The sequence below is a fragment of the Bradyrhizobium sp. LB13.1 genome (assembly GCF_054056815.1).
Genome location: NZ_JBSRYQ010000001.1, coordinates 5727609 through 5746966, shown reverse-complemented (window position 1 = coordinate 5746966; position 19358 = coordinate 5727609). Strand labels below are relative to the sequence as shown.

20 protein-coding genes and 1 pseudogene are annotated in these 19358 nt (G+C 60.1%); 15 read left to right on the top strand and 6 right to left on the bottom strand.

Annotation, left to right across the window (positions count from 1 at the left end; all coding sequences use genetic code 11):
- Positions 1-108: 108 nt before the first annotated feature.
- From ACVWYI_RS28005 to ACVWYI_RS27950, 12 genes and pseudogenes are all read left to right on the top strand, one after another.
- A complete protein-coding gene (locus ACVWYI_RS28005) occupies positions 109-618 on the top strand; it encodes a PRC-barrel domain-containing protein (protein WP_354052796.1) in 510 nt (169 codons plus the stop codon).
- 170 nt (positions 619-788) lie between these two features.
- Positions 789-1160, top strand: coding sequence for a hypothetical protein (locus ACVWYI_RS28000; RefSeq protein WP_354052797.1), 372 nt, complete (start codon positions 789-791; stop codon positions 1158-1160).
- Between the two features lie 2 nt (positions 1161-1162).
- Positions 1163-1420, top strand: coding sequence for a DUF5985 family protein (locus ACVWYI_RS27995; RefSeq protein WP_354052799.1), 258 nt, complete (start codon positions 1163-1165; stop codon positions 1418-1420).
- A complete protein-coding gene (locus ACVWYI_RS27990) occupies positions 1420-1695 on the top strand; it encodes a DUF5985 family protein (protein ID WP_354052801.1) in 276 nt (91 codons plus the stop codon). The genes ACVWYI_RS27995 and ACVWYI_RS27990 overlap by 1 nt, the downstream gene beginning before the upstream one ends.
- Before the next feature lie 193 nt (positions 1696-1888).
- Entirely contained in the window at positions 1889-2248 is a 360-nt protein-coding gene (locus tag ACVWYI_RS27985) for a BA14K family protein (protein WP_456663722.1), read from the top strand.
- 532 nt (positions 2249-2780) lie between these two features.
- Positions 2781-4415: an alpha,alpha-trehalose-phosphate synthase (UDP-forming) gene (locus ACVWYI_RS27980; RefSeq protein ID WP_456663721.1), complete on the top strand. Its 1635-nt coding sequence runs from the start codon at positions 2781-2783 to the stop codon at positions 4413-4415.
- Positions 4381-4785: pseudogene (locus ACVWYI_RS27975) on the top strand (trehalose-6-phosphate synthase); the annotation flags it as partial. The gene ACVWYI_RS27980 and the pseudogene ACVWYI_RS27975, both read left to right, overlap by 35 nt.
- 49 nt (positions 4786-4834) lie before the next feature.
- Entirely contained in the window at positions 4835-5050 is a 216-nt protein-coding gene (locus ACVWYI_RS27970; protein WP_456664638.1) for a hypothetical protein, read from the top strand.
- Positions 5051-5184: 134 nt separating this feature from the next.
- A complete protein-coding gene (locus ACVWYI_RS27965) occupies positions 5185-5376 on the top strand; it encodes a hypothetical protein (protein WP_354052805.1) in 192 nt (63 codons plus the stop codon).
- Positions 5377-6312: 936 nt separating this feature from the next.
- Positions 6313-7686 carry a Na+/H+ antiporter NhaA gene (gene nhaA, locus ACVWYI_RS27960; RefSeq protein WP_354052807.1) on the top strand — a complete coding sequence of 458 codons (1374 nt, stop codon included), beginning with the start codon at positions 6313-6315 and terminating at the stop codon, positions 7684-7686.
- Positions 7687-7727: 41 nt separating this feature from the next.
- Positions 7728-7931 (top strand): hypothetical protein, encoded by a 204-nt coding sequence (locus ACVWYI_RS27955; protein WP_354052809.1) that lies wholly within the window; start codon positions 7728-7730, stop codon positions 7929-7931.
- A gap of 363 nt (positions 7932-8294) precedes the next feature.
- On the top strand, positions 8295-8468 hold the full coding sequence (locus tag ACVWYI_RS27950) for a hypothetical protein (RefSeq protein WP_354052811.1): 174 nt from the start codon (positions 8295-8297) through the stop codon (positions 8466-8468).
- 72 nt (positions 8469-8540) lie between these two features.
- Here ACVWYI_RS27950 and ACVWYI_RS27945 read toward each other — a convergent pair whose 3' ends face one another.
- From ACVWYI_RS27945 to ACVWYI_RS27935, 3 genes are all read right to left on the bottom strand, one after another.
- A complete protein-coding gene (locus tag ACVWYI_RS27945) occupies positions 8541-9761 on the bottom strand; it encodes a cytochrome P450 family protein (RefSeq protein WP_354052813.1) in 1221 nt (406 codons plus the stop codon).
- 293 nt (positions 9762-10054) lie between these two features.
- Positions 10055-11335, bottom strand: coding sequence for a sodium:proton antiporter NhaD (gene nhaD / locus ACVWYI_RS27940; protein WP_354052815.1), 1281 nt, complete (start codon positions 11333-11335; stop codon positions 10055-10057).
- A gap of 489 nt (positions 11336-11824) precedes the next feature.
- Entirely contained in the window at positions 11825-12016 is a 192-nt protein-coding gene (locus ACVWYI_RS27935) for a hypothetical protein (RefSeq protein ID WP_354052817.1), read from the bottom strand.
- Positions 12017-13310: 1294 nt separating this feature from the next.
- Between ACVWYI_RS27935 and ACVWYI_RS27930 the strand changes: the two genes are divergently transcribed.
- Positions 13311-13481, top strand: coding sequence for a hypothetical protein (locus tag ACVWYI_RS27930; protein WP_354046126.1), 171 nt, complete (start codon positions 13311-13313; stop codon positions 13479-13481).
- 191 nt (positions 13482-13672) lie between these two features.
- Here ACVWYI_RS27930 and ACVWYI_RS27925 read toward each other — a convergent pair whose 3' ends face one another.
- Entirely contained in the window at positions 13673-14134 is a 462-nt protein-coding gene (locus tag ACVWYI_RS27925; RefSeq protein ID WP_354046128.1) for a hypothetical protein, read from the bottom strand.
- Between the two features lie 177 nt (positions 14135-14311).
- Complete coding sequence (locus tag ACVWYI_RS27920; protein ID WP_354125602.1) at positions 14312-15781, bottom strand: TM0106 family RecB-like putative nuclease; 1470 nt, start codon at positions 15779-15781, stop codon at positions 14312-14314.
- Positions 15782-16158: 377 nt separating this feature from the next.
- Between ACVWYI_RS27920 and ACVWYI_RS27915 the strand changes: the two genes are divergently transcribed.
- Positions 16159-16437, top strand: coding sequence for a helix-turn-helix domain-containing protein (locus ACVWYI_RS27915; RefSeq protein ID WP_456663720.1), 279 nt, complete (start codon positions 16159-16161; stop codon positions 16435-16437).
- 1144 nt (positions 16438-17581) lie between these two features.
- The gene (locus ACVWYI_RS27910) at positions 17582-18430 is read left to right on the top strand and encodes a metallophosphoesterase (protein ID WP_354046134.1); all 849 of its coding nucleotides are present in this window, start codon (positions 17582-17584) and stop codon (positions 18428-18430) included.
- Between the two features lie 30 nt (positions 18431-18460).
- Here ACVWYI_RS27910 and ACVWYI_RS27905 read toward each other — a convergent pair whose 3' ends face one another.
- Entirely contained in the window at positions 18461-18775 is a 315-nt protein-coding gene (locus ACVWYI_RS27905) for a hypothetical protein (protein ID WP_456663719.1), read from the bottom strand.
- Positions 18776-19358 lie beyond the last annotated feature (583 nt).

The window sequence follows — 19358 nt, the reverse complement described above, 5'->3', positions numbered from 1 at the left end:
AGCTAGTGGGATAAACCTCGCGCGGGAGCGCACCTCGAATGCGGTCAAACGAAACTTCCGATCGTCAGGGGAGTTGACGATGATCCAACAACACTAGGAGTTATCGTCATGAAGACACCTCTCTGCATTCTTACAGCCGCGATGTTGCTGGCCACCCCGGCCATGGCGCAGTCGCCCCAGAACAACGCGACGACCGCGGCGCCGAACATGCAGTCGACAACTGGTGCGACGGCTTCCATGCACAAGGACGGCGAATGGCGTGCATCGAAGCTCGTCGGTGTGAACGTCTATAACGACAGCAACGAGAAGATCGGCGACATCAACGATCTGATCCTGGATTCGAGCGGGCGAGTTGCGAACGTGGTGATCGGAGTGGGAGGATTCCTTGGAATGGGCGAGCACAACGTCGCCGTGGGATTCGATCAGCTCAAATTCGCCAAAGAACCGGTGAAGACAGCGTCCAACGATGGCGCTGGAAAAACCGGCAGCGCCAGTTCGATGAACACGACGGGGAGCGCATCATCGTCGGCCAACCGAAGCGACAATTGGTATCCGGACCACGTGGTGCTGAACGCAAACAAGGATCAGCTGAAGAAGATGCCGGAATTCAAGTACTGAGCCGACTTCGGCCGATAGCTGATCATGCTTATCGGCGGCGGTGTCATCTGAGATGACGCCGCCTTTTCGGCCGTCTTTCGTCCGGCCGGCCTATGTTTGCGGTAACAAGAAAGCAGCCTTGAACTTCCGTTTTGAATCGATCAGCTTGCGTCTCGCTGGCGAGGTCGACGATGTCTGATGAAGCACTGCCGCAAGATGTGAAGGAGTTGGTCCGCCGCTACATACATTCCGTGGCGCAGCTTGAAGCGTTGTTGTTCTTCCATAGGCGGCCTGGCGAGCGCTGGGACGTGGAGTCTCTCGCTGCACGCCTTTACGCGGGCAAGATCGAGATGGCAGATGCTCTAAGGTCCCTCAGGAGAGATGAATTCCTGGACGATGAGGCGGGACTCTATGTGTTCGCGCCCCGACCCGAGTTGCGGCCTGTGGTAGATAGCTTGGCGAAGGCCTATTCACGGCACCTGATCCCGATCACACATATTATCCACAATAGCCCGCGCCGTATCCAGGCATTTTCAGATGCTTTCAGGATTCGAAAGGACTAGTCATGGCTGCGGTGATTTACACGCTTTGCGCGATCACGAGCGGCTTTTGTACTTGGCTGCTCGTTCGGGCGTACATCGGTAATCGGTCAAGGCTACTCCTATGGAGCGCGGTCTGCTTCGCGGGTCTGACTTTAGAAAATGTTGCACTATGGATCGATAAGATCGTGTTTCCTCAAATCGACCTTTCCGCCGTGCGGCTGTCGATCGGCCTGTTCGCCATGGCGGTGCTGCTTATCGGCATGGTTTGGGAGGCCGAGTGATGGACCATCTGGATCCCGTTCTTTCAGGTGCGACGGCATTCGCATCGCTGCTGGCGAGCATATATTTCCTGAAGTTTTGGCGTAAGACGGGCGACACACTTTTTTTGTTCTTTGCCGCGGCGTTTGCGATTGACGCCGTTGCGAGGTTTATCCTGGCAGTGGTGCAAGTGACGAATGCGAGTGAACCAGTCTACTTCATCCCGCGCCTGATCACGTTCAGCCTGATCGCGCTTTCTATCGTCGGCAAGAACGCGCTGCCGAAGAAGCGGAAGTGAAGCTCGCGGAAGATGGCTTACGAGACCAGTTCGGTGCGCAAGCCTACAACCGATTCCACCCGTGGAGATGAACCGGCACAACAGGTCATTGCATCATCTCTCTTGCGACGTTTTGACCATCGATCACATGGATCAATCTCGGAACGCGGCTCGCGTCTCGCCGTTTGCACTTCGTTGAAGCAGAAGGGATCTTATGATAGCTACGAAGCCCATGATACTCGTAACGGCGTTGATGTCGATCGCATGCACCCCAGTGCTTGCCGCTCCCATCTCGCCGACAGCCATCACACAGGATGCTCAAGTCCAGCAAGTGCAGTACCGGCACTGGCACGGCCACGGGGGCCAGCGCTGGGGCGGAAGGCACAGGCATCACTATGGCTCTGGCGCCGCAGTGCTGGGCGGGCTGGCGGCTGGCGCGGTCATCGGAGGTGCGATTGCCAACAGCCAGGCGCAGGCGAATGCGGATGCATACTGCTCCCGGCGATATCGCTCGTATGACCCTCCGTCAGGAACGTATCTAGGGAACGATAGAATGCGGCATCCGTGTCCCTGACTTGCGGGAGGTCCCAGCGCAGTGAACCGCTAGGGGTCTACTCCGCTGGCCTTTGCGCCGACGATTGGCGATTTGTCACCGTGCCGAGGCAGCATTTTGCGGAAATAGTCGTCGTAGTGCTGCCGCGCAACGAAACACGGTACAGTTACGTACCAAAGGCCGTTGGGCCGCCCCGCCGCCGCTTGCTCGCGGGCGGCGATACGCGCTATTGCGCTTGGGGGGCAGCCATCATGATGAGCAAATCGAGTCGAACGGCACTCAATGTGTTTCCGCAGGCATACTGCCTATCCTGCGAAGAAAGCACGCCCCATCAGCATGAACGACTGGCAATCCGAGGAGCGCAAGTGGCCCGCTCGATTTGTCTCGCCTGCAACAATGAGCACACCGGTTTTGAGCCGCACAAGCAACTCGCCAGTCCGACCTAAGGGCCGCCGTTCTGGGATCTGGCAATTGTTTGCGCAATGTTGCGCATCGAGATCGGCGCAGTCGGTGGGTCGCCCCTATGGCTGCGCCCGCTCGAAGGCTCGACTAGTTGTCTGCGGACGACCGGGGTGACCTCGGAGTGCTGCCGATATCGTATAGGGATTTCTTTCGCTATGGCTTTTTCGGCCTGGCGGTGGCTGCGGTGGTGGCGTTCGGCATCTCCCCGTTCACCGGAGGAATCGTACAGCAATGGTCGCGAAGCGATGTTGAAGCCAGATCCAAACTGGTCTTCAACACCATCCAGCCTCTGCTCAACCGTGATGTAGAAGACCATGCGTGGGACCGGCTTTCGGACCTCTTCAAGAGAGTGGCGCTTGATAAGAAAATCCTGGCAGTAGGCTTTTGCGACCCGGAAGGGACGCTGGTGGCGCCAACGCCGGAGATGCCCGCGAACTTCTCGTGCGAAAAGTCAGCTGCAAGGTCTGAGAACGACAGTTTCACCAGCATAGTCAGCGGCGGGCGGCGCATTCTTGTTGCTGCGTTTCCGGTCACGAGCAGCCGAGGTCGCTCTTACCTGGTCATTCTGACCGACCTCAGCTTCGCAGCGGCGCGCTCCAGTCAGGTGCTGGCGTATCTCCTTGCCGCTCTTGCCGGGGTCGTCCTGGTCTTGACCGTCGGCACGATCATATTTGCCGTCCTCATGATGCGCGGTTGGATGGACGCCTTGCGACGCGCGGTTGAGGAGGTGCGTCGAGGCCCTCAGGGAGGGCCGATACAGCTCGGAGGCTCGTCTATTGATCGCGAAATTCACAAGCTGTTGCGCAATGCCGAACACGCTACGGTTACAAGCCAGATCGAGTGGACGCCAAAATCGCTTCAAGAGGTCCTGCAAAGCGTGCTTCCGGGCGCCGAAGTTCTCGTCGTTTCCAATCGGGAGCCATACATTCACAACGGTTCGGAAGATGGACCTGTGGTGCAGAGGCCGGCGAGTGGCTTGGTCTCGGCACTCGAGCCGATCATGCGTGCCTGCGGTGGCACGTGGATCGCACACGGTAGCGGCAGCGCAGATCGGGAAACGGTCGACGAGAACGATAGAATCCGCGTGCCCGAGGCAGCTCCGGCATACACGCTCCGGCGCATCTGGATTTCCGAAGAGGAGCAGGACGGATATTACTACGGTTTTGCCAATGAAGGGCTCTGGCCGCTCTGCCACATCGTCTTCGTGCGTCCCACATTCAGGTTCAGCGATTGGCAAATGTATCGCCAGATCAATCAGCGCTTCGCCGACGCGGTCGTTGCCGAGGCACGCACCGAGGATCCGGTCGTGCTGGTCCAAGACTATCACTTCGCACTCGCTCCGAGAATGATTCGCGAACGCTTGCCGAAGGCAACAATCATAACCTTCTGGCACATCCCATGGCCGAATGCCGAGACGTTCAGCATCTGCCCATGGAAGGCGGAAATCATCGCAGGTATGCTCGGTAGCACAATCGTTGGTTTTCACACCCAGTTTCACTGCAACAACTTCATCGAGGGTGTCGATCGGTTTGTCGAAAGCAGGATTGATCGCGAAGTACAAACGGTCAGCCTCGGCGGGCATGAGACCAGAATACGTGCCTATCCAATCTCGATCGAATGGCCGCCAAGGGAGCTGGAAAAGCTGCCACCCTCCCGCGGAATGCCGATCCGGTATCATCTCGCAGTTCGAGTTGGCGGAAGGAACGAGACTGATTGTCGGTGTTGAACGCTTCGACTACACCAAAGGCATCCTTGATCGCATGCGGGCGGTCGATGCGCTTTTGTTGCGAGATCCGGCCTGGAGGGACAGGGTTGCCTTGATCCAGGTCGCAGCACCGACGCGTAGCAAACTCAGCTCGTACTCGAAGTTACAAGCTGAGGCGGAGGCGCTCGCTGCCGAAATAAACGAGCGGCACCACGGTCGCCAACCCGTGATGCACTTGATCGCGCGGCACTACGAGCCGTCAGACGTGTTCCGGCTGTTTAGAGGAGCCGATGCCTGCGTCGTCAGCAGCCTGCATGACGGAATGAACCTAGTCGCAAAGGAGTTCGTTAGCTCGCGAGAAGACAACGCTGGGGTCCTTATCTTATCGAGCTTCACTGGGGCGTCACGAGAATTGTCCGAAGCTCTCATTGTCAATCCCTATGACGCTCGAAGAAATGGCATCGGCGATCGAGCTTGCACTTACCATGCCAGCGGAGGAGCAAGCCGAGCGCATGAAGCTCATGCGACAGCAGGTGAAGGAGCATAACGTCTATCGCTGGGCAGGCGCGATGCTGGTGGACGCAGCGAGAAGTCGCACCCGCGAGCGGGTTCTTGGTCTGGCCACTAAGGCCCGTCAGGGCCTGAAGCCGATCTGAGCGGGATCTCTCAAAAGGCGGTCTTCGAGAAAATCGGTAACCAAAGCGTACTGTTGGTTCTTTCCAAAAACGAACAGCTCGGTCGCACTCTCGTGCTCGCGACTTTTTGCTCCTTGATGTGGAGGAAGGCGAATATGAACATCCTGATCGGAGCTGCTATGCTTGCGGTAGCAGGCATTTTGATCTTCATTGGGCTTCCCGATCGGACCGGCGAGCAACCGAAGTTCCTGCGCTTTGAACCAGCGCTGGTTCTGTATCCTCCAATTATTTTGTCGTTCATAGGACTCGGCGCTGCGGGCCTGATTTCGGGCCTGCTAACTAGATAGCGCCTCTCGAGACATGAGAGAAGCACCTCCTGATCTGCCAATCGCAAGCATGGCCGCTGCGTAGTCGGAGAGCCAAAAGCCATGGAAGTTATGCGCAACGCCGATGCCGCCAATCCAGAGGGGTGTAGCCTTCCGAACTCTAGCCCGCTGGAGTTTCGAAACCAGGCGATTAGCGCCGGCCGAGCATCCTATGGGTCTGCAAACCGGCCCACAAACCCAAGTTTCGAGAGTCGATTGACCGATCAACAGCGGAGTGGTGTCAGATCAGCGGGAGCCGCGACGTAAAAACGGCGGCGGGGTCTGGATGGACAAAGGCTTCGTGCCGAGCACCGCCTGAAGCCCAGCCGACAGAGGTCCCGCCCCGATCACTTCGGCCTTGGCACAAAGCCTTTGCCACCGCATTTCGAGCACCGCCTCGGATAGATTTTCGGCCTGACTCAGGCCGCCGCACCGGTAAGGATCCGGTCCCGCTGCAAGCCTCGCATTTGGTCTCGTCCACCCGGTCCTTCGTCATGTTTCGCCGGCCGAGGAGAAGATTGCCGCAGGCGGAATGGTTCGGGGCGCCGGCAGCCCCCGTTTCGCGATTCCGTTTGCTTTGGGCATCGTACCGCTTCGCTCAGATCGAGTAGTCGCCGTCGTGTGATCCGCCTTCTCCGCCAGATCGCGGGCACGCTGCGCAAACCCTCTGTAGAACTCTTCCATCACGCCACCCCGCAACACCAACCAGAGCGGGATTTCAGTACGTCGGTAAGGTGCCGTCAAGCGCTCGAGCGAACGAGTGCCACCCAAGAGCACGGATGATGCAGCCGTTGCGACTAATCCTCTCCACCGCCCATTCCCGGCAGGCCCTGTTCCGTCGTCGAAGGTTGAAATGCCGCCCGTGCGACGTATAATGGGGCTCGGGTGTTCGCTGTATCGGCAGCGACAGGAAGAGCGATGGTCGGGCCGCCACGCGGAGATCCTGCGCCCGTGAACCACAATCCTCCGTTTCACGATCTGCCGAAAGCCCAGCGGCTGGCCGAACAGGCCCTCAACACCCTTCAGCGGTTCCTGCATGTCGAGGCCGTCAGCGGTGCGGTCCTGCTCGCTGCCGCCGCCGCTGCACTGATCTGGGCGAACTCTCCGGTCGCTCATAACTATCGGGATTTCTGGCATCTTCCCGCGACCATCGGTTTGGGGGAACTCGTCTTTTCACGCTCGTTGCACTTCTGGGTCAACGACGTGCTGATGACCGTCTTCTTTCTCGTCGTTGGCATGGAGATCCGGCGCGAAATTCACGAAGGCGCACTGAGCAGGTTGGACCAGGCCATTCTGCCGCTGATCGCGGCGGCCGGTGGCGTGATCCTCCCGGCACTGATCTATCTGAGCCTCAACGCCGGTCCGGATCGCGGGCAGGGCTGGGCGGTGCCAACGGCCACGGACATCGCGTTCGCGGTTGGAGTTCTCGCCCTGCTTGGACGAAGAATCCCGGTCAATTTGCGGGTCTTCCTCCTTGCTCTTGCGATCATCGACGACATCATTGCGGTCCTGATCATTGCTCTGTTCTACACCGCAGATATTCAGCTTGGTGGCTTCGTCATCGCGTCGGTCGGCGTTCTCGCAGTTCTGTGCTTTCAGCGGATCGGGTTCGGGTCAGCGCTCTTGTACGTCTTGCCCGGTTCTTTGGTTTGGATCGGGTTCATGACGGCCGGAATCCATCCTACCCTTGCGGGTGTGGTGCTTGGGCTGATGACTCCGGCGCGCGCAATTCCTTTGCGGGAGCCACCGCTGGAAATGGTGTCTCGCGTTGTGAAGCAGTTGCGAAGCAGCGATGCGGTCATGGAAAAGGATCCGCACAGATTGGCGCAACCGCTGCGAGACCTTCGCGTGGCTCACCGGGAGATGTTGCCGCCGGTCTCGCGGGTACAGATGGCACTGCATCCGTGGGTGGCTTACGGCATCATGCCGATCTTCGCGCTGGCAAATGCCGGGGTAGGCTTGACGAACACCAACCTGCCCGCCGGCGGTCAGTGGGTGATGCTGGGCACTGCGCTGGCTTTGGTCGCCGGGAAACCACTCGGCGTCGTTGGCGCGACCTGGGCGGCAGTGCGACTCGGCTGGTGCCGGCTCGCTCCGGGAGTTTCGTGGACCGGGGTCTGGCTGGTCGGGCTGCTGGCTGGCATCGGTTTTACGATGTCCATCTTCATCTCCATGCTCGCCTTCGCGGATGAAGGATTGTTGACGGCCGCCAAATTGGGGGTCCTCCTCGGCTCGCTTCTCGCGGCCATGCTCGGCCTCGGCTGGGGCTTCAGCAACGCCCGACGTTTGTGAAAGTCTAACCGATGCCCTTTAGAGCTCCGCATGTGTCGTTCGTGTCGTTCGCCGTCGAGATATTGTCCTCGGGGGTCACTCAGGTGATGATCGTGGAAACGGACCTGCACCTCAATCCAAGGCATCCCGCCTACGATAGGTCGGCCGTGACGCAACTGATCGCAGCCGCACAGGCCTACACGAATGCCAATGTGGAAGGCCCTTCTTCCATTCGGCTCGTCTCGACCCGCAGCGGGGAAATTTGATGCGTATCATTCGGGCATCAGTCGCCTCACTGATGGCCGATGCCGGAGCGGCTGACCGGGGCCCGCATGGGAAGCTAAGCAGGGTGGACCGACAAATGGAAAAGGCCCGTGCGGCGCCGTAAGGCCTGGACCGACAGGGAGGAGGCTACACTCCTGGAGATGCGGGCCGCTGGGGCGTCGTGGGAGGCGATCGCCGAAACGCTGGACCGCACCAAAATGTCGGTCGAGGTTCGCGCAGCGGAGATCAGGCGTCGCAATCCCGGTGTTACTTCTGAGCCGCGGGGCAGATGATCGACAGGCTGTTCTATTTTCCCCGACGTGCTCGGCAAGGGCAGCATTGCTGCGGCTGCTCGGAAATGATTGGTGACCAAGATGAAACATGTGCCGTCGTTGCTGGGCGTCGTCGTCCTGTTTTGCATCGTCTTCTTCCTGACGAGAGTGTCTCTTTCAACGCCTCAACTGGCAGCTGGCATTTGCATTGCTCTACTCGTCTATGCCGCCACCATGGCCTGGCATATCCGCAACATCCTTCGGTGATCGAGAGAGGCGGCGAAGGGGCTGAGCAGCCAATGCCCCAGGTCTTCGGAGTCCTGGAGCAGCGACCGGCCCTTAGGCCGTCAGTCGAACCGGCAATCGCGCCAAGGCGCGGATGCCAAGCCGCTTGTGCCACCTGATGTCTTCGGGCCGCTTGGCAAGCCGCAAGTCGGGAAAGCGATCCAAGATACGCTGAATTCCTATCGATGCCTCTGCACGCGCAAGCTGGAAGCCGAGGCAAAAGTGCACGCCGGTGCCGAAAGAAAGGTGCGGATTGGGGTGGCGCGTGATGTCAAACGTGTGGGGCTGCTCAAACCTTGCGGGGTCGCAGTTCGCCGCAGCAAGAAATGCCGCGAACATCTCGCCGCGCCGGAACTGACGTCCTTGCCAGATCAGATCTCGGGTCGCGAAACGGGGCTTGGTCATCTGCACGGGAGAGACGTAACGAAGACATTCCTCGATGCATGTCGGCATCAGGGCCGGGTCTTGGCGCAACCGGCTCGACTGGTCCGCGTTGGTGAGCAGCGCGTAGAGACCGCCCGCTATGAGATGCGTGGTGGTTTCCTGCCCTGCACCGAAGAGCAGGAAGATCATGGAGACAATTTCGTCCTCGCTGAGCGTTTGGCCTTCGATTTCTACCTCGCGCAGCGCAGCGATCAGGCCCTCGGGCCGGGCCCCGCCGCCGGGTCTCGAAACGCGCCGAAGGTACCGGACAACGCTGATCACGCCGGGGATCGCGCGTATCACCGCAAAGACATTCGCCGTATCCTTCAGCCCGCCCAACCAGTTCTTGAAACGGTCGTGATCCTTCTCCGGCAACCCTAGCATCGCGCAGATTACCGAAAGGGGCAGATCTCGGCAGAACTCGGTCATGAGATCGGCCTCGGGCTTGCCGTCCAACTTGTCGAGCAGCCGATCAGCCATCTCAACGATCGTGGGCTTGAGGACTGCAATCGTTCGCCTCTGGAAGGCGTCATCAACGAGGGCACGCAGGCGACGGTGCTCCGGATCGTCGTGGCCGAGCATGTTCGACGCAAGGAGGCCGAGCGTCCTCGGAAGAACTTTCAATATCCGCTCCTGCGTCCTGCTTCCGGCGTTTGCGGGATCGCGCGCGAAGTCCTGGCTGTTTTTCAACAGTTCCGCGCAGCTCTCATGACTTGTCGCGAGCCAAGTGCGGCCGACGATCGGCAATCTCAAGCGCACCACCGAGCCTTCGGTCCGCATGCGGTCGAGTGTCGCAAAAGGGTTGGCGTGGAACTCCGGAGATAAAATGTCGAACCGTCGCTCGTCGGTCATGTTCGTTTCCGCGCTTCTGCTTGTTGGGGGTACAAATTGAGCGGTGCTCCGTCCTTCATGCCGCGCTGGTGCGGACGGGGCGGCGCCGCTCTGCCGAGGGGATGCATCCCTGGAACGACACACTGAAAAGAACAGGGAACGTAGGTCCCCGCCTGGATCAAGGGCGTTGCGTGGATTGTCGGGCAAGGATAGGCACGCGCGACGCGTATGCCGCAGCGCAGGGCCACAGGGGAGCGTTGGCTCTGAAGAGCAAGCGGGTCCATTCAAACTGCCTCGACGCGCGCGCCGTGCGTTCAGTGAAAGTATTGGAACTGCAGAATGTAGACCGCCGCTCCGGCGAAGTATCCGAGGAGCGCGAGTACGCTAATGTTTCGCATGTACCAGATGAACTGGATCTTCTCGATTCCCATCGCGGCAACTCCAGCAGCGGAGCCGATGATCAGTATCGATCCGCCCGTTCCGGCGCAGTAGGCGATAAATTCCCAAAGGAAGCTGTCCGGTGGATACTGGCTCATTCCATACATCCCCATCGACGCTGCGACCAAGGGAACGTTGTCGACGATCGCGCTGAGCAGCCCCAACGCAAGCACGATTGCGTCGGTGCGGCCGATGCTTTGATCCAGCCAGGCTGCAAGGGCGGCGAGAATATGGGTGTGCTCCAGCGTGGCAACAGCCAGCAGAATGCCCAAGAAGAAGACGATTGAGCTGAGGTCGATCTGGGTGAGAGCGTGCGCCACGGTCAACCGCCTCCTCTCCTGCGGCTGCTTCTGGCGATGAATGATCTCTCCGACGAGCCACAATGTTCCCAAGCCGAAGAGGATGCCCATGAAAGGCGGCAGGTGGGTAACAGTTTTGAACGCTGGCACCAGGATGAGGATGGCAACACCGAGAGTGAACATGACGTTTCGTTCAAAGGCCGGCGTGAAAGCGTCGACGCTGCCCTCCAGCTTGGGAGTCGCGAAAGTTCGCCCGCGCAGCTGGTAATTCACGATGAGCAGCGGGATCAGCATGTTTGTTACGGAGGCGAGGAATAGCGTCTTGACTATGGCGAGAGCGGTGATCTGGCCGCCGATCCACAGCATGGTCGTGGTGACGTCCCCAATGGGGGACCATGCGCCGCCTGCGTTCGCAGCGATCACGATCATAGCGACGAACAACAACCGATCACTCTTCTTGTCCAGCAGCTTCCTGATTAACGAGACCATGACGATCGTGGTGGTGAGATTATCCAACGCTGCGCTCAGAAAGAACGTTACGGCGCAGATGAGCCACAGCAGGGTCGTCAACTTCTTTGTGTTGATCTGCGAGGTGATGATCTCGAAGCCGTCGTGGGCGTCTATGACCTCGACAATGGTCATAGCGCCCATCAGGAAAAATATGATCCCTGCCGTCGAACTGATGGTCTCGCGGAGCTGATCGGCGATAGCTTCGTGGTCGGCTGCCCCCACGGCATACATCGTCCAGAGCAGGCCGGCGCCAAAAAGGGCAGAAGCTGATTTCTCTATTTGGATCGGGTGCTCAAGCGCTATAGCGGCATAAACCACAACGAAAACGACTACGAGTGCGACCAGCAAAACGAGCCTCCGAATCCGGATTTCGTGGGGATCATGCCCGAACCGAACTGCGCTAAGAAGCCTCATGTGCTGAAAGGCCGCGGTCCAGTATTGTTGGTTCGGGAGAATAAAATGCCTCAACCAAACGGTAGCAGATCAAACTTGTGGGGCTCCCGCGCGAACGGCCCCGTCGGCTGGATTGTCACCGTCGTATCCGTTCTGATGTTTGTCGTGGCCCTGTACGTGTATGCAACGAGTGGCCCACGGACTTCGCCTCGGAATGGGACGGGCAGATCAAGTGATCACTCGCCGGCTCGTCTCTCAGCACCGAGCAAGTAAGGCCCTAGCAACTACTTGGCGTTCCAAAATCGTTCGCCGCAGGGGCATTGCTCAAGCCGGACAAGCAAGAAGCTTAGCAATGTGCCGCATCGGCCGAGGCCGTTTCGGCAAGCTCTACTCGCAAGTTCCCGCAGCAACAGCCTGATCTTGTGAGCCGCGATATTGGCGTCGTTACCTGGTCAGCAGGCTCGAAATGAGCGCCGCCGCGCCGAGTCCGATGAAACTCAAAATGATGGGCGGGTAGAGCACCAACGCCGCTTCGAAGCGCAAGAATTTTGGATGCTCGCCAGCCTTGTTGGGGCGACCGATGAAGATGAGCACTGCTGCGATTGCCAACATCGCAACTCCGGTCCAGATGTTCATGTCCGCTTCCTCCCGTGACGCGGGAAGCAGACCGACCCCATCGTCAGAGGGCAAGTTGGTCAATGGTCGCATCCACGGCCTGACATGCGCGGCTCATATAGCGTCAGAACGGTCCCGTCGCATGCAGAGGTGTCGAGCAGCGGGTCAGGATTCCTGACGCAGACGCATCGCACAAGTCCGACTTGCTGGACTAGTTAATCTAGAAAAGATTTTAGAATGGTGGCGGGAGTCCCGCAAGTATGCGCATGGCCATGGAAGCTCACCATCAAAGTGCGTACGGTACGGACCATGGTCAACGCTGCTGCCGCGGAGGGCGTATTGCCAACCGGGTGCGCATCTGCCGATAAAGGACAGACCGCCGCAGTCGCCGCCGTTGCACGGCTGCTTGACGAGCAATCTCCAGCAGATCTAGCGAGAGAAGTGGATTATCTCACAGGCCGCTTCGGCCTGGTCGTTTGAGGTTTGCCGCCAGGCGATCGACGCGCCGCGACCTCCAAGGCCACGAGGCCGAAGGCGGAGAGAGCGATAAGCATGACGAGTAGCAGCAGGCTGCCGTACATTCAGATGGCTCCTACCGAGCTGCTCCTGTGAGGAGCGCGTGGTTCAACAACGTGCGGCGTCGACGTCGCAGGTAGAGTGAAGTTGTCGATCAAGCAATTGCACATGCGGACATAAGCAGGCAGTTGTGTGTACGCAGGTAAGGCCCAGGCCTGCAGCCCGAGCCTTGCCGGCATCTACACGCGAGTTTTCTCGGCTCTACGGCGGGGTAGTTTCTGATACTGCGCAAAAAGTTGCCGGTCGGGGCGCCCTCAAAAAATACGTTTCTCACGGGAGTCTCCACGAACGACACTTCGGGCCAAACGGAACGTAGTGATTGGCAGCTCGCCAGGCAGTCGGGAGATCGCTTGTCGCCCGTCAGGAAAATCCTGACTATGAAGACCTCCGTTCGGGCGAGGAAGGTTCGGTCAAGTGGCTCAAAGTCAGAACCTCAACTGGCAGGTGGCATCTGCATTGCTCTACTTGTTTATGCCGCGACCGCGGCTTGGCACATTCGTAGGCTCATTCGGTGATCAGGCTAGGGAAGCGCGGCGTCTCGGCGACCTAGCGCAACACTGCCGGTGGATGTGCGGCAGCACGAAGGGTTTGGTGCGCTGCACGATGGTAATCGCCCGAGGAGTGGGAGTATGCTTCGACGTCTGCCAAAGACGGCGCTCGAACGCCGCACACAATTACGTCCAAGGATGGAAAGGCCGCTCTTCGGGGCGGCTTTTCTGTGAGCACGGGGGTAAAGCAAATGCATCTGAAAGTCCCTATCGACCTTGACACGGAAAGGTCGCGCAAGAGGGCCGTGTGGTTGCGTCAACTAGCTGAAGGGGCGGCTCACCCGCAATTCGCTGAAAAGCTCAAGGATCTGACGGAAGAATATAACGGACTTGCCGAACAATTAGCACATGAGCGCCAGTAGGGCCGTCTCGCGACCGCCTTCTGGAGATGCTTGTCAATCGGCGTTCAAATATTGCAGGCCGAATGACACGTTGAGGCTGAATGTTCGGCCGGCGGACATCGGTGGCATCCTGAAGTCGGGGCGACATCTTCATCGGGACGCATCCGCTCGGGAGACGAGCGCCGGAGCTGATGTTCGACACGAGCCGCCTGCTAGAGCGCGAGCGACCTCGCCGCGCTGGCCGCGCGGGCTGCCTGCTTTCCGGATTGGAGTGCCGCGAGCGCCTTTTCCTTTTCGGTCAGGGCGCGGGAAAGGCATCGCGAGGTGCGCGTGGACTTGGGAGAGACCAGGTCTTCGGCCATGACATCGTGGCTGCTCCCGCCGAGCAGGGAGCCCACGACCGCACGCATGACGGGCGCGCAGACGCCGTTTCCGATGACCTTTACCTTGTCCCTGCGAGTGCCGTGATCGAGCAGGAATTTCACGCCTTCGCCGTTCTCGTCCTTCAGATGTGTTAGGCCCATCGCGCGCTTGAGCTCGGGAATCTGCAGCATGCGCAGGGTGGTTTGTCCGTCGATCCACTGCACGAGACCGAAGCGGTCGAGCGTCGTCAGCGTGCGCAGCGGCCGGTCGAGCCGCTGCCAGCCGCCTGCGCGGTCGGAGCCGTAGTACACGATCAGGAAGTCCTTCTTGCGCCCGAGCTCCGCGATCCCGCGCTCGACGCGGGCGATGGTGGACTCCGCGCGCTTGCCGTTGAAGTGTCATTCAAAGTTGCAAGCCGATTGACAGTCCGGGCGGGTGGCGCGCGAGAGGAGCGTGGCGTAGCGATCCGAGCCTCGAACCTGGGCGGCTCAAGCCGCAAGGCGTCTGATTCCGTCCAGCAGAACTCGAGTGGCTCGGCAATCGTCTTCGTTGTAGTCGAGTATTCGTTGCATGATGCTGGGGGTTTGTTCGCGCCACCACCGATCGGCCCACTCTACCGAAGCAGCTCCTGAGGGATGCGCATCCCTCCAGGCGAACCCCAGAAACCTGGCGAGGGTCTTGATGGAGTGATCTCTCGTCGGCCACTCGGTCGCTTTGAGCACCACGTCTGCGTACAGATCGACCGCGCGATCGGGGGCAAACAGCCGCTCCACGTCCTCGGGCGTGCAGAGGTCGGGGTACTTTTGCTGGAGTTTGCGGTAGATCGTGCGTTCGTACTTGGAATAGTAAAAGATTCCGGCAGCCGGTCGGGCGGCAAAATAGCCTAGCGCAGCGGCAAACGCGCGGCGTTCCGCCGCCGGCGTGGCCTGGTCCGCGAAAAATGCGACGTATTGCTCAGTTTCGTTGTCTCCATTCTTGCGCTCCACACAGCCGTGCAGGTAGCAGACGTCGCGCAGCGGATCGACTTCGATATCGAAAAATAGCTCGGTCGAGAAATATCCCAGACTTATGGGCCGACGCAAATAGGGCCGAGGGAAAGGAGCCTTCAGCATGACGGCACGCGCCTGCAGAGATCGGAAGCGGTCCGCCCCGATCCCGGAAAACGCGCTCCTCCGGCCCTTGATGAACTCCTCGGGATTGATCGAAGCGAAGGAGGCGATGGTAGGGATTCGATCGCTCATGATGTCGCGGTCGGATCGCCGTAGAAACGGGATCAGCGTGAGGTCGTCCGCCGCAGTGAGTGCGCGGATGCAGAAGGTGTACCAGTGACAAAGCTTGCAGGCGCTCGAGTAAGCAGCCCTCGGCACCGTTTCTCTCACAAGTATCGATCGCGCCTGAACGAGCGCTTTCTCATAGTCCCGCCAAAGATCCCGACCGGGCGGATCGACAAAATCGTACGCGACCTCGTCGCCTCGGATGTCCAACACGAACGCGCGACGACCGGCGGAAAGCCCCAAGCGCTCGAGAATGTCAACATAGAGCGCCAGCTGGACGCCGTAGTGCCGCTTTGGTCTGCCCTCATGCCGGTCGTCAGCACCTTCTTTGCCGCGTCCTGATTTGATGTCGCCCGGTACATAACCATCGAGCTCCTTGCGCAACAAGTCGGGCTTGCCGAACAAATCTCCTGTTTTTATGGACCCTCCGTAGATCAGCTGCTCGCCGTTCGCCATGGCGATGAGGGTCAGCCGTTGACAATCCGGCTCGCGGACGTCCGACAGATCGACGAACGGCTGTCGCAAGTTAGCGACCGTCTCCCGCTCGAACAGGGCTCCTCGTTCCCACAGCATCCGTATGAAGGGACTGATCGCGTCCCGCTGGGGGGGCGGGCCAAAGACATCGAGGGCAACACGCTGCGGGCACTCGACGAGGTTGTATAGAACCGACGCGGTCACGGTCACGCGGGGCCTCCGTCAAACACTGCTCGTCCCCAAGCATGCTTCCCGGCTCCATGATCTGCAAGACGTGCCGCTTCGCACTTTCGATACGGCGGATGTCCGCTAAAGAACGCGTATGCCTTCCTTTCCGTCGGCGAGCACGAACCGGCAGAGCACCGCCGCAGAACCGCACGAGGAGGCCGCAGGAGCGAGGTGTCCGCAGCAGCTTACCGTATCCAGAGTCGGAAAATCCGTATAAGCTTTGGAGAGCTCGGACCCTGCGAGTGCCTGAACTGAGCAGCCGACACTCGAGTCCTTGGACATTTCTTATTTTGCTGTGGTGCTCGCGGGAGAGCCGTGGCAGAGATTCTCTTCGTTTCTTGCCTTACCGCGTCTGCTGCATGAAAAAGGTAAGGATTTGCGGGGAAGCCGTGGCTGGATCTGAGTCCTTCGCCGAAATTCAGAAGCAGGTCCGATCCGCTCTCGGGCGACAAGTCAAGGACCGTCGACGCGCGCTCGAGCTGACGCAGGCCGACCTGGCGATGCGCGCGGGTGTCCGCCGTGCAATGGTGATTGAGTTGTTGGAGCGAGGCGAGGCCAATCCGAGGCTGGACTCGCTCGTGCGCATCGCGGCGGCGCTCAAAATCGAGCCTGCCGAACTGCTGAGCTCCGACCCCTGAGGTGTCGAAAGATAGTCGTCGACGCGTTGGGCAAACTTCCGATAGGCGCGAAATGGATGTGCGGAACGCTTTGACGCAAGTTCGTATGTACGGTATACCGAACATCAGCACGGATTGGATTTCGGCGCGAGGCGTTCCCGTGATCCAGAGGACCTGGAAGCGGCCGAAGAGCGACGAGCCTAGCCGATCTACCGGATTTGGATCATGCTTCTCCAATTCCCGACAACTCCCCACCGAGACGCGCAGCCATCGCTGTTCAGATCGCCCAAATGCCGCGGCCCTATACCGGTGCAACATGTTCTTGTTCGTCACGCGCTGGAGCAGGCTTCGCTGGATACGACCGTACGCGAGATCCAATATCGCAGTGGTCCTCGCATAGAATGTCCGCCCCTTTCGCTCGCAGGTGTGGTGCTTCGAAGCGCAGCCGGCGCGTTTCTCCTTCGAGTCCATAACGTGAGCTGTCAACGCAACGAGGAGGACGATGCGCGCATCAGATTCGTCCTTGAGCGCCATAGATTGCAGTTACTTGAGAGAAGTGCGGGAGACGTGTTGTGCGAGCCCATGTTTTCAAACGCACGTAAAGTCTGGTCCCATGCCGGCGAAAGCGTGTCCCTCGCAGACAGGTTGAGACTTTCGATCGCACTCGAAGGCGGACCGCTTCGCATCTTCGAACTCGAGGGCCGAATTAGTCCCGATTGCGACATTGTTGCTGCGCTTTGCGCTCTCGCCTGCGAAAATCTTGTGCACGTCAGGTTGCGCGACGCTCCCCTTGGTCGCCACACGATCGTGGAGGTTTAAATGCCGAGTTCGGTTCGGAGCAGGAGAATCAAGCCGGCGCAGGCCTTGTCCGTCGTCTTTCATCCAGCTGCTAACGTGCCGGGCCTCGCAACTGATGCGTTCACATGGCGCAATCGCCTCGAACGAGGCGCCGTACCGAGCCTGATAACGGGGCAGCTTGACGGCGGGAAATTCGATCGCGTCCACTCAGAAGGCCGTTTCGAGCAGCATTCACCTGGATTGCGCTCTGTCGCTCGAAGCGAGTGCTCGGGTCGAAGAGACCTTCCTGGCCCTTGCGCGGAGTGCGGCCACTTGCGAGCTGGGCTGCGAACGGCTGGGGGACTAACTAGCCGGAAGGACCGCTGACATGCGGCTCTGGATCATGGGCGATCTTCACATGGAAACTACCCGCGGCTGGGATTTGCCGCCGCCTGCGGACCGTCCGGATCACGACGTGCTGGTCGTTCCGGGCGATCTCATCACGCGCATGGAAAGAGGGGTCAAATGGCTCGCCGAGCGCGTCGACCGGCCGACCATCTATGTTCCCGGCAACCACGAACTTTGGGGCGTCGATGCCGACATCACCGTGGAGAAGGCGCTGCGAGCCGCCGACGGTACGAATGTGCACGTGCTCCAGGATCGCGCCGTCATGATCGGGGGCACAGTCTTCGCGGGGTGCTGCCTCTGGACGGACTTCAACCTGTTCGGCGATCAGCGCCGTGGCATGGCGGTCGCCGGCGACCGGATGAACGATTATCGCCGCATCAGGAAGAACAATTACAAGCAGCGCTTCCTGCCGCAGGACGCGCTCGCCAGACATGTGGCGTCGCGGACCTTCCTGGAAGGCGAGTTGCGCAAGCCGCGGGGCGATGGCCAGAAACTCGTCGTCGTGTCGCATCACGCACCGATGCCGGAGATCGGCTTCCGGATCGCGCCGCATCGGCCGAACGAGAGGATCAGCGACGAAACCATGTTGAGCGCGGCGTTCCGCTCGGACCTCACGGAGCTGATGCGGCCGCAGCCGGCCGCCGACAGCAAGGACGCGCTGCGTCCCGCCCAGGCTTGGATTTTCGCGCACACCCACGAAACGATGGAGGTCGTTGTCGGCGAGACCCTCGTGGTCTCGAACAGTAAAGGATATGGCCCCTACGGAGAGCGCGCCGGCGAGACCTGGGAGAATCCGTTCTTCCGCAACGACTTCGTCATCGAGATTTGAGGAGGCGAGCCGATGTCCGACAGTCGGCTGCTAGGCCGGTTCGATCTCTTCACGTCCGCGAAGACGACGTGCGCCATTCGTGCGCGTCATCCCGCGCTGCACGAAGCCTTCGTGCAGGCGAGCCTCGATCCGCTGGTGCGCCCGATCGGCTACCAGGCGAAAGCGGCCGTCGGGAGCGCCGAGGTCGCGATCGACGCCGTGATCCTGCACCAGCACGACGGACGATATCTGCTCGATGTCGTGCCGGCGCGCCAGTTGCGCGACCTTGAGGAGGAGGGCTTGGTCCGCCTGGCGCCGCGCGGACTCGCCCTGCAGCCGCGCACGCTCACGCTGGAGGATAGTCAAATTCAGCCGCGCCGCGGCAATTGCGCGTTTGTGTGGACCTATCGCGGGCGGCAAGTCCTAATCGGGATTAGGACGCGCGTGCTGCAGGCGCTACGCGACGACGGTCCCCTGGAGCTCGGGCGGTTGCTGGAAGGACTCCACGCGGACCGGGATCCGGCGCCCGTCGGCCCTCTCCATGTGCTGCGACGATCTAGTCGAGCTGGACCTCGTGTCGCGGCCGCTCGGACCCGACAGCGTGGTGAGGGCGCGCAGATGAAGGCTCCGCACATGAAGGATTGGACGCAAGCCGCCTCGAAGGGCCCTCACATCCCCGTGAACGGCTCCCGCTCCGGCTGCGCCGAAAATCCGAAATCCGGGACTTCATGCAAGGACTCGTATCAAAGCGCGCGCCGCTGTTGCCGCGAGGGCCGAGTCCTTGCTTGCTCCGAGAGGGAATCCACAGTTCGTGGCGGGCGCCGGACGAATCCGCACGCCGAGCGCGAGGCGGTTGCTTTCGTCGGGACGCTAGGATTCGATTTCATGTGTTGCGGCGAGAGAAACATCGAGGCCGGTCCGCGACGAAAATTCCCGCCGCAACCTACGA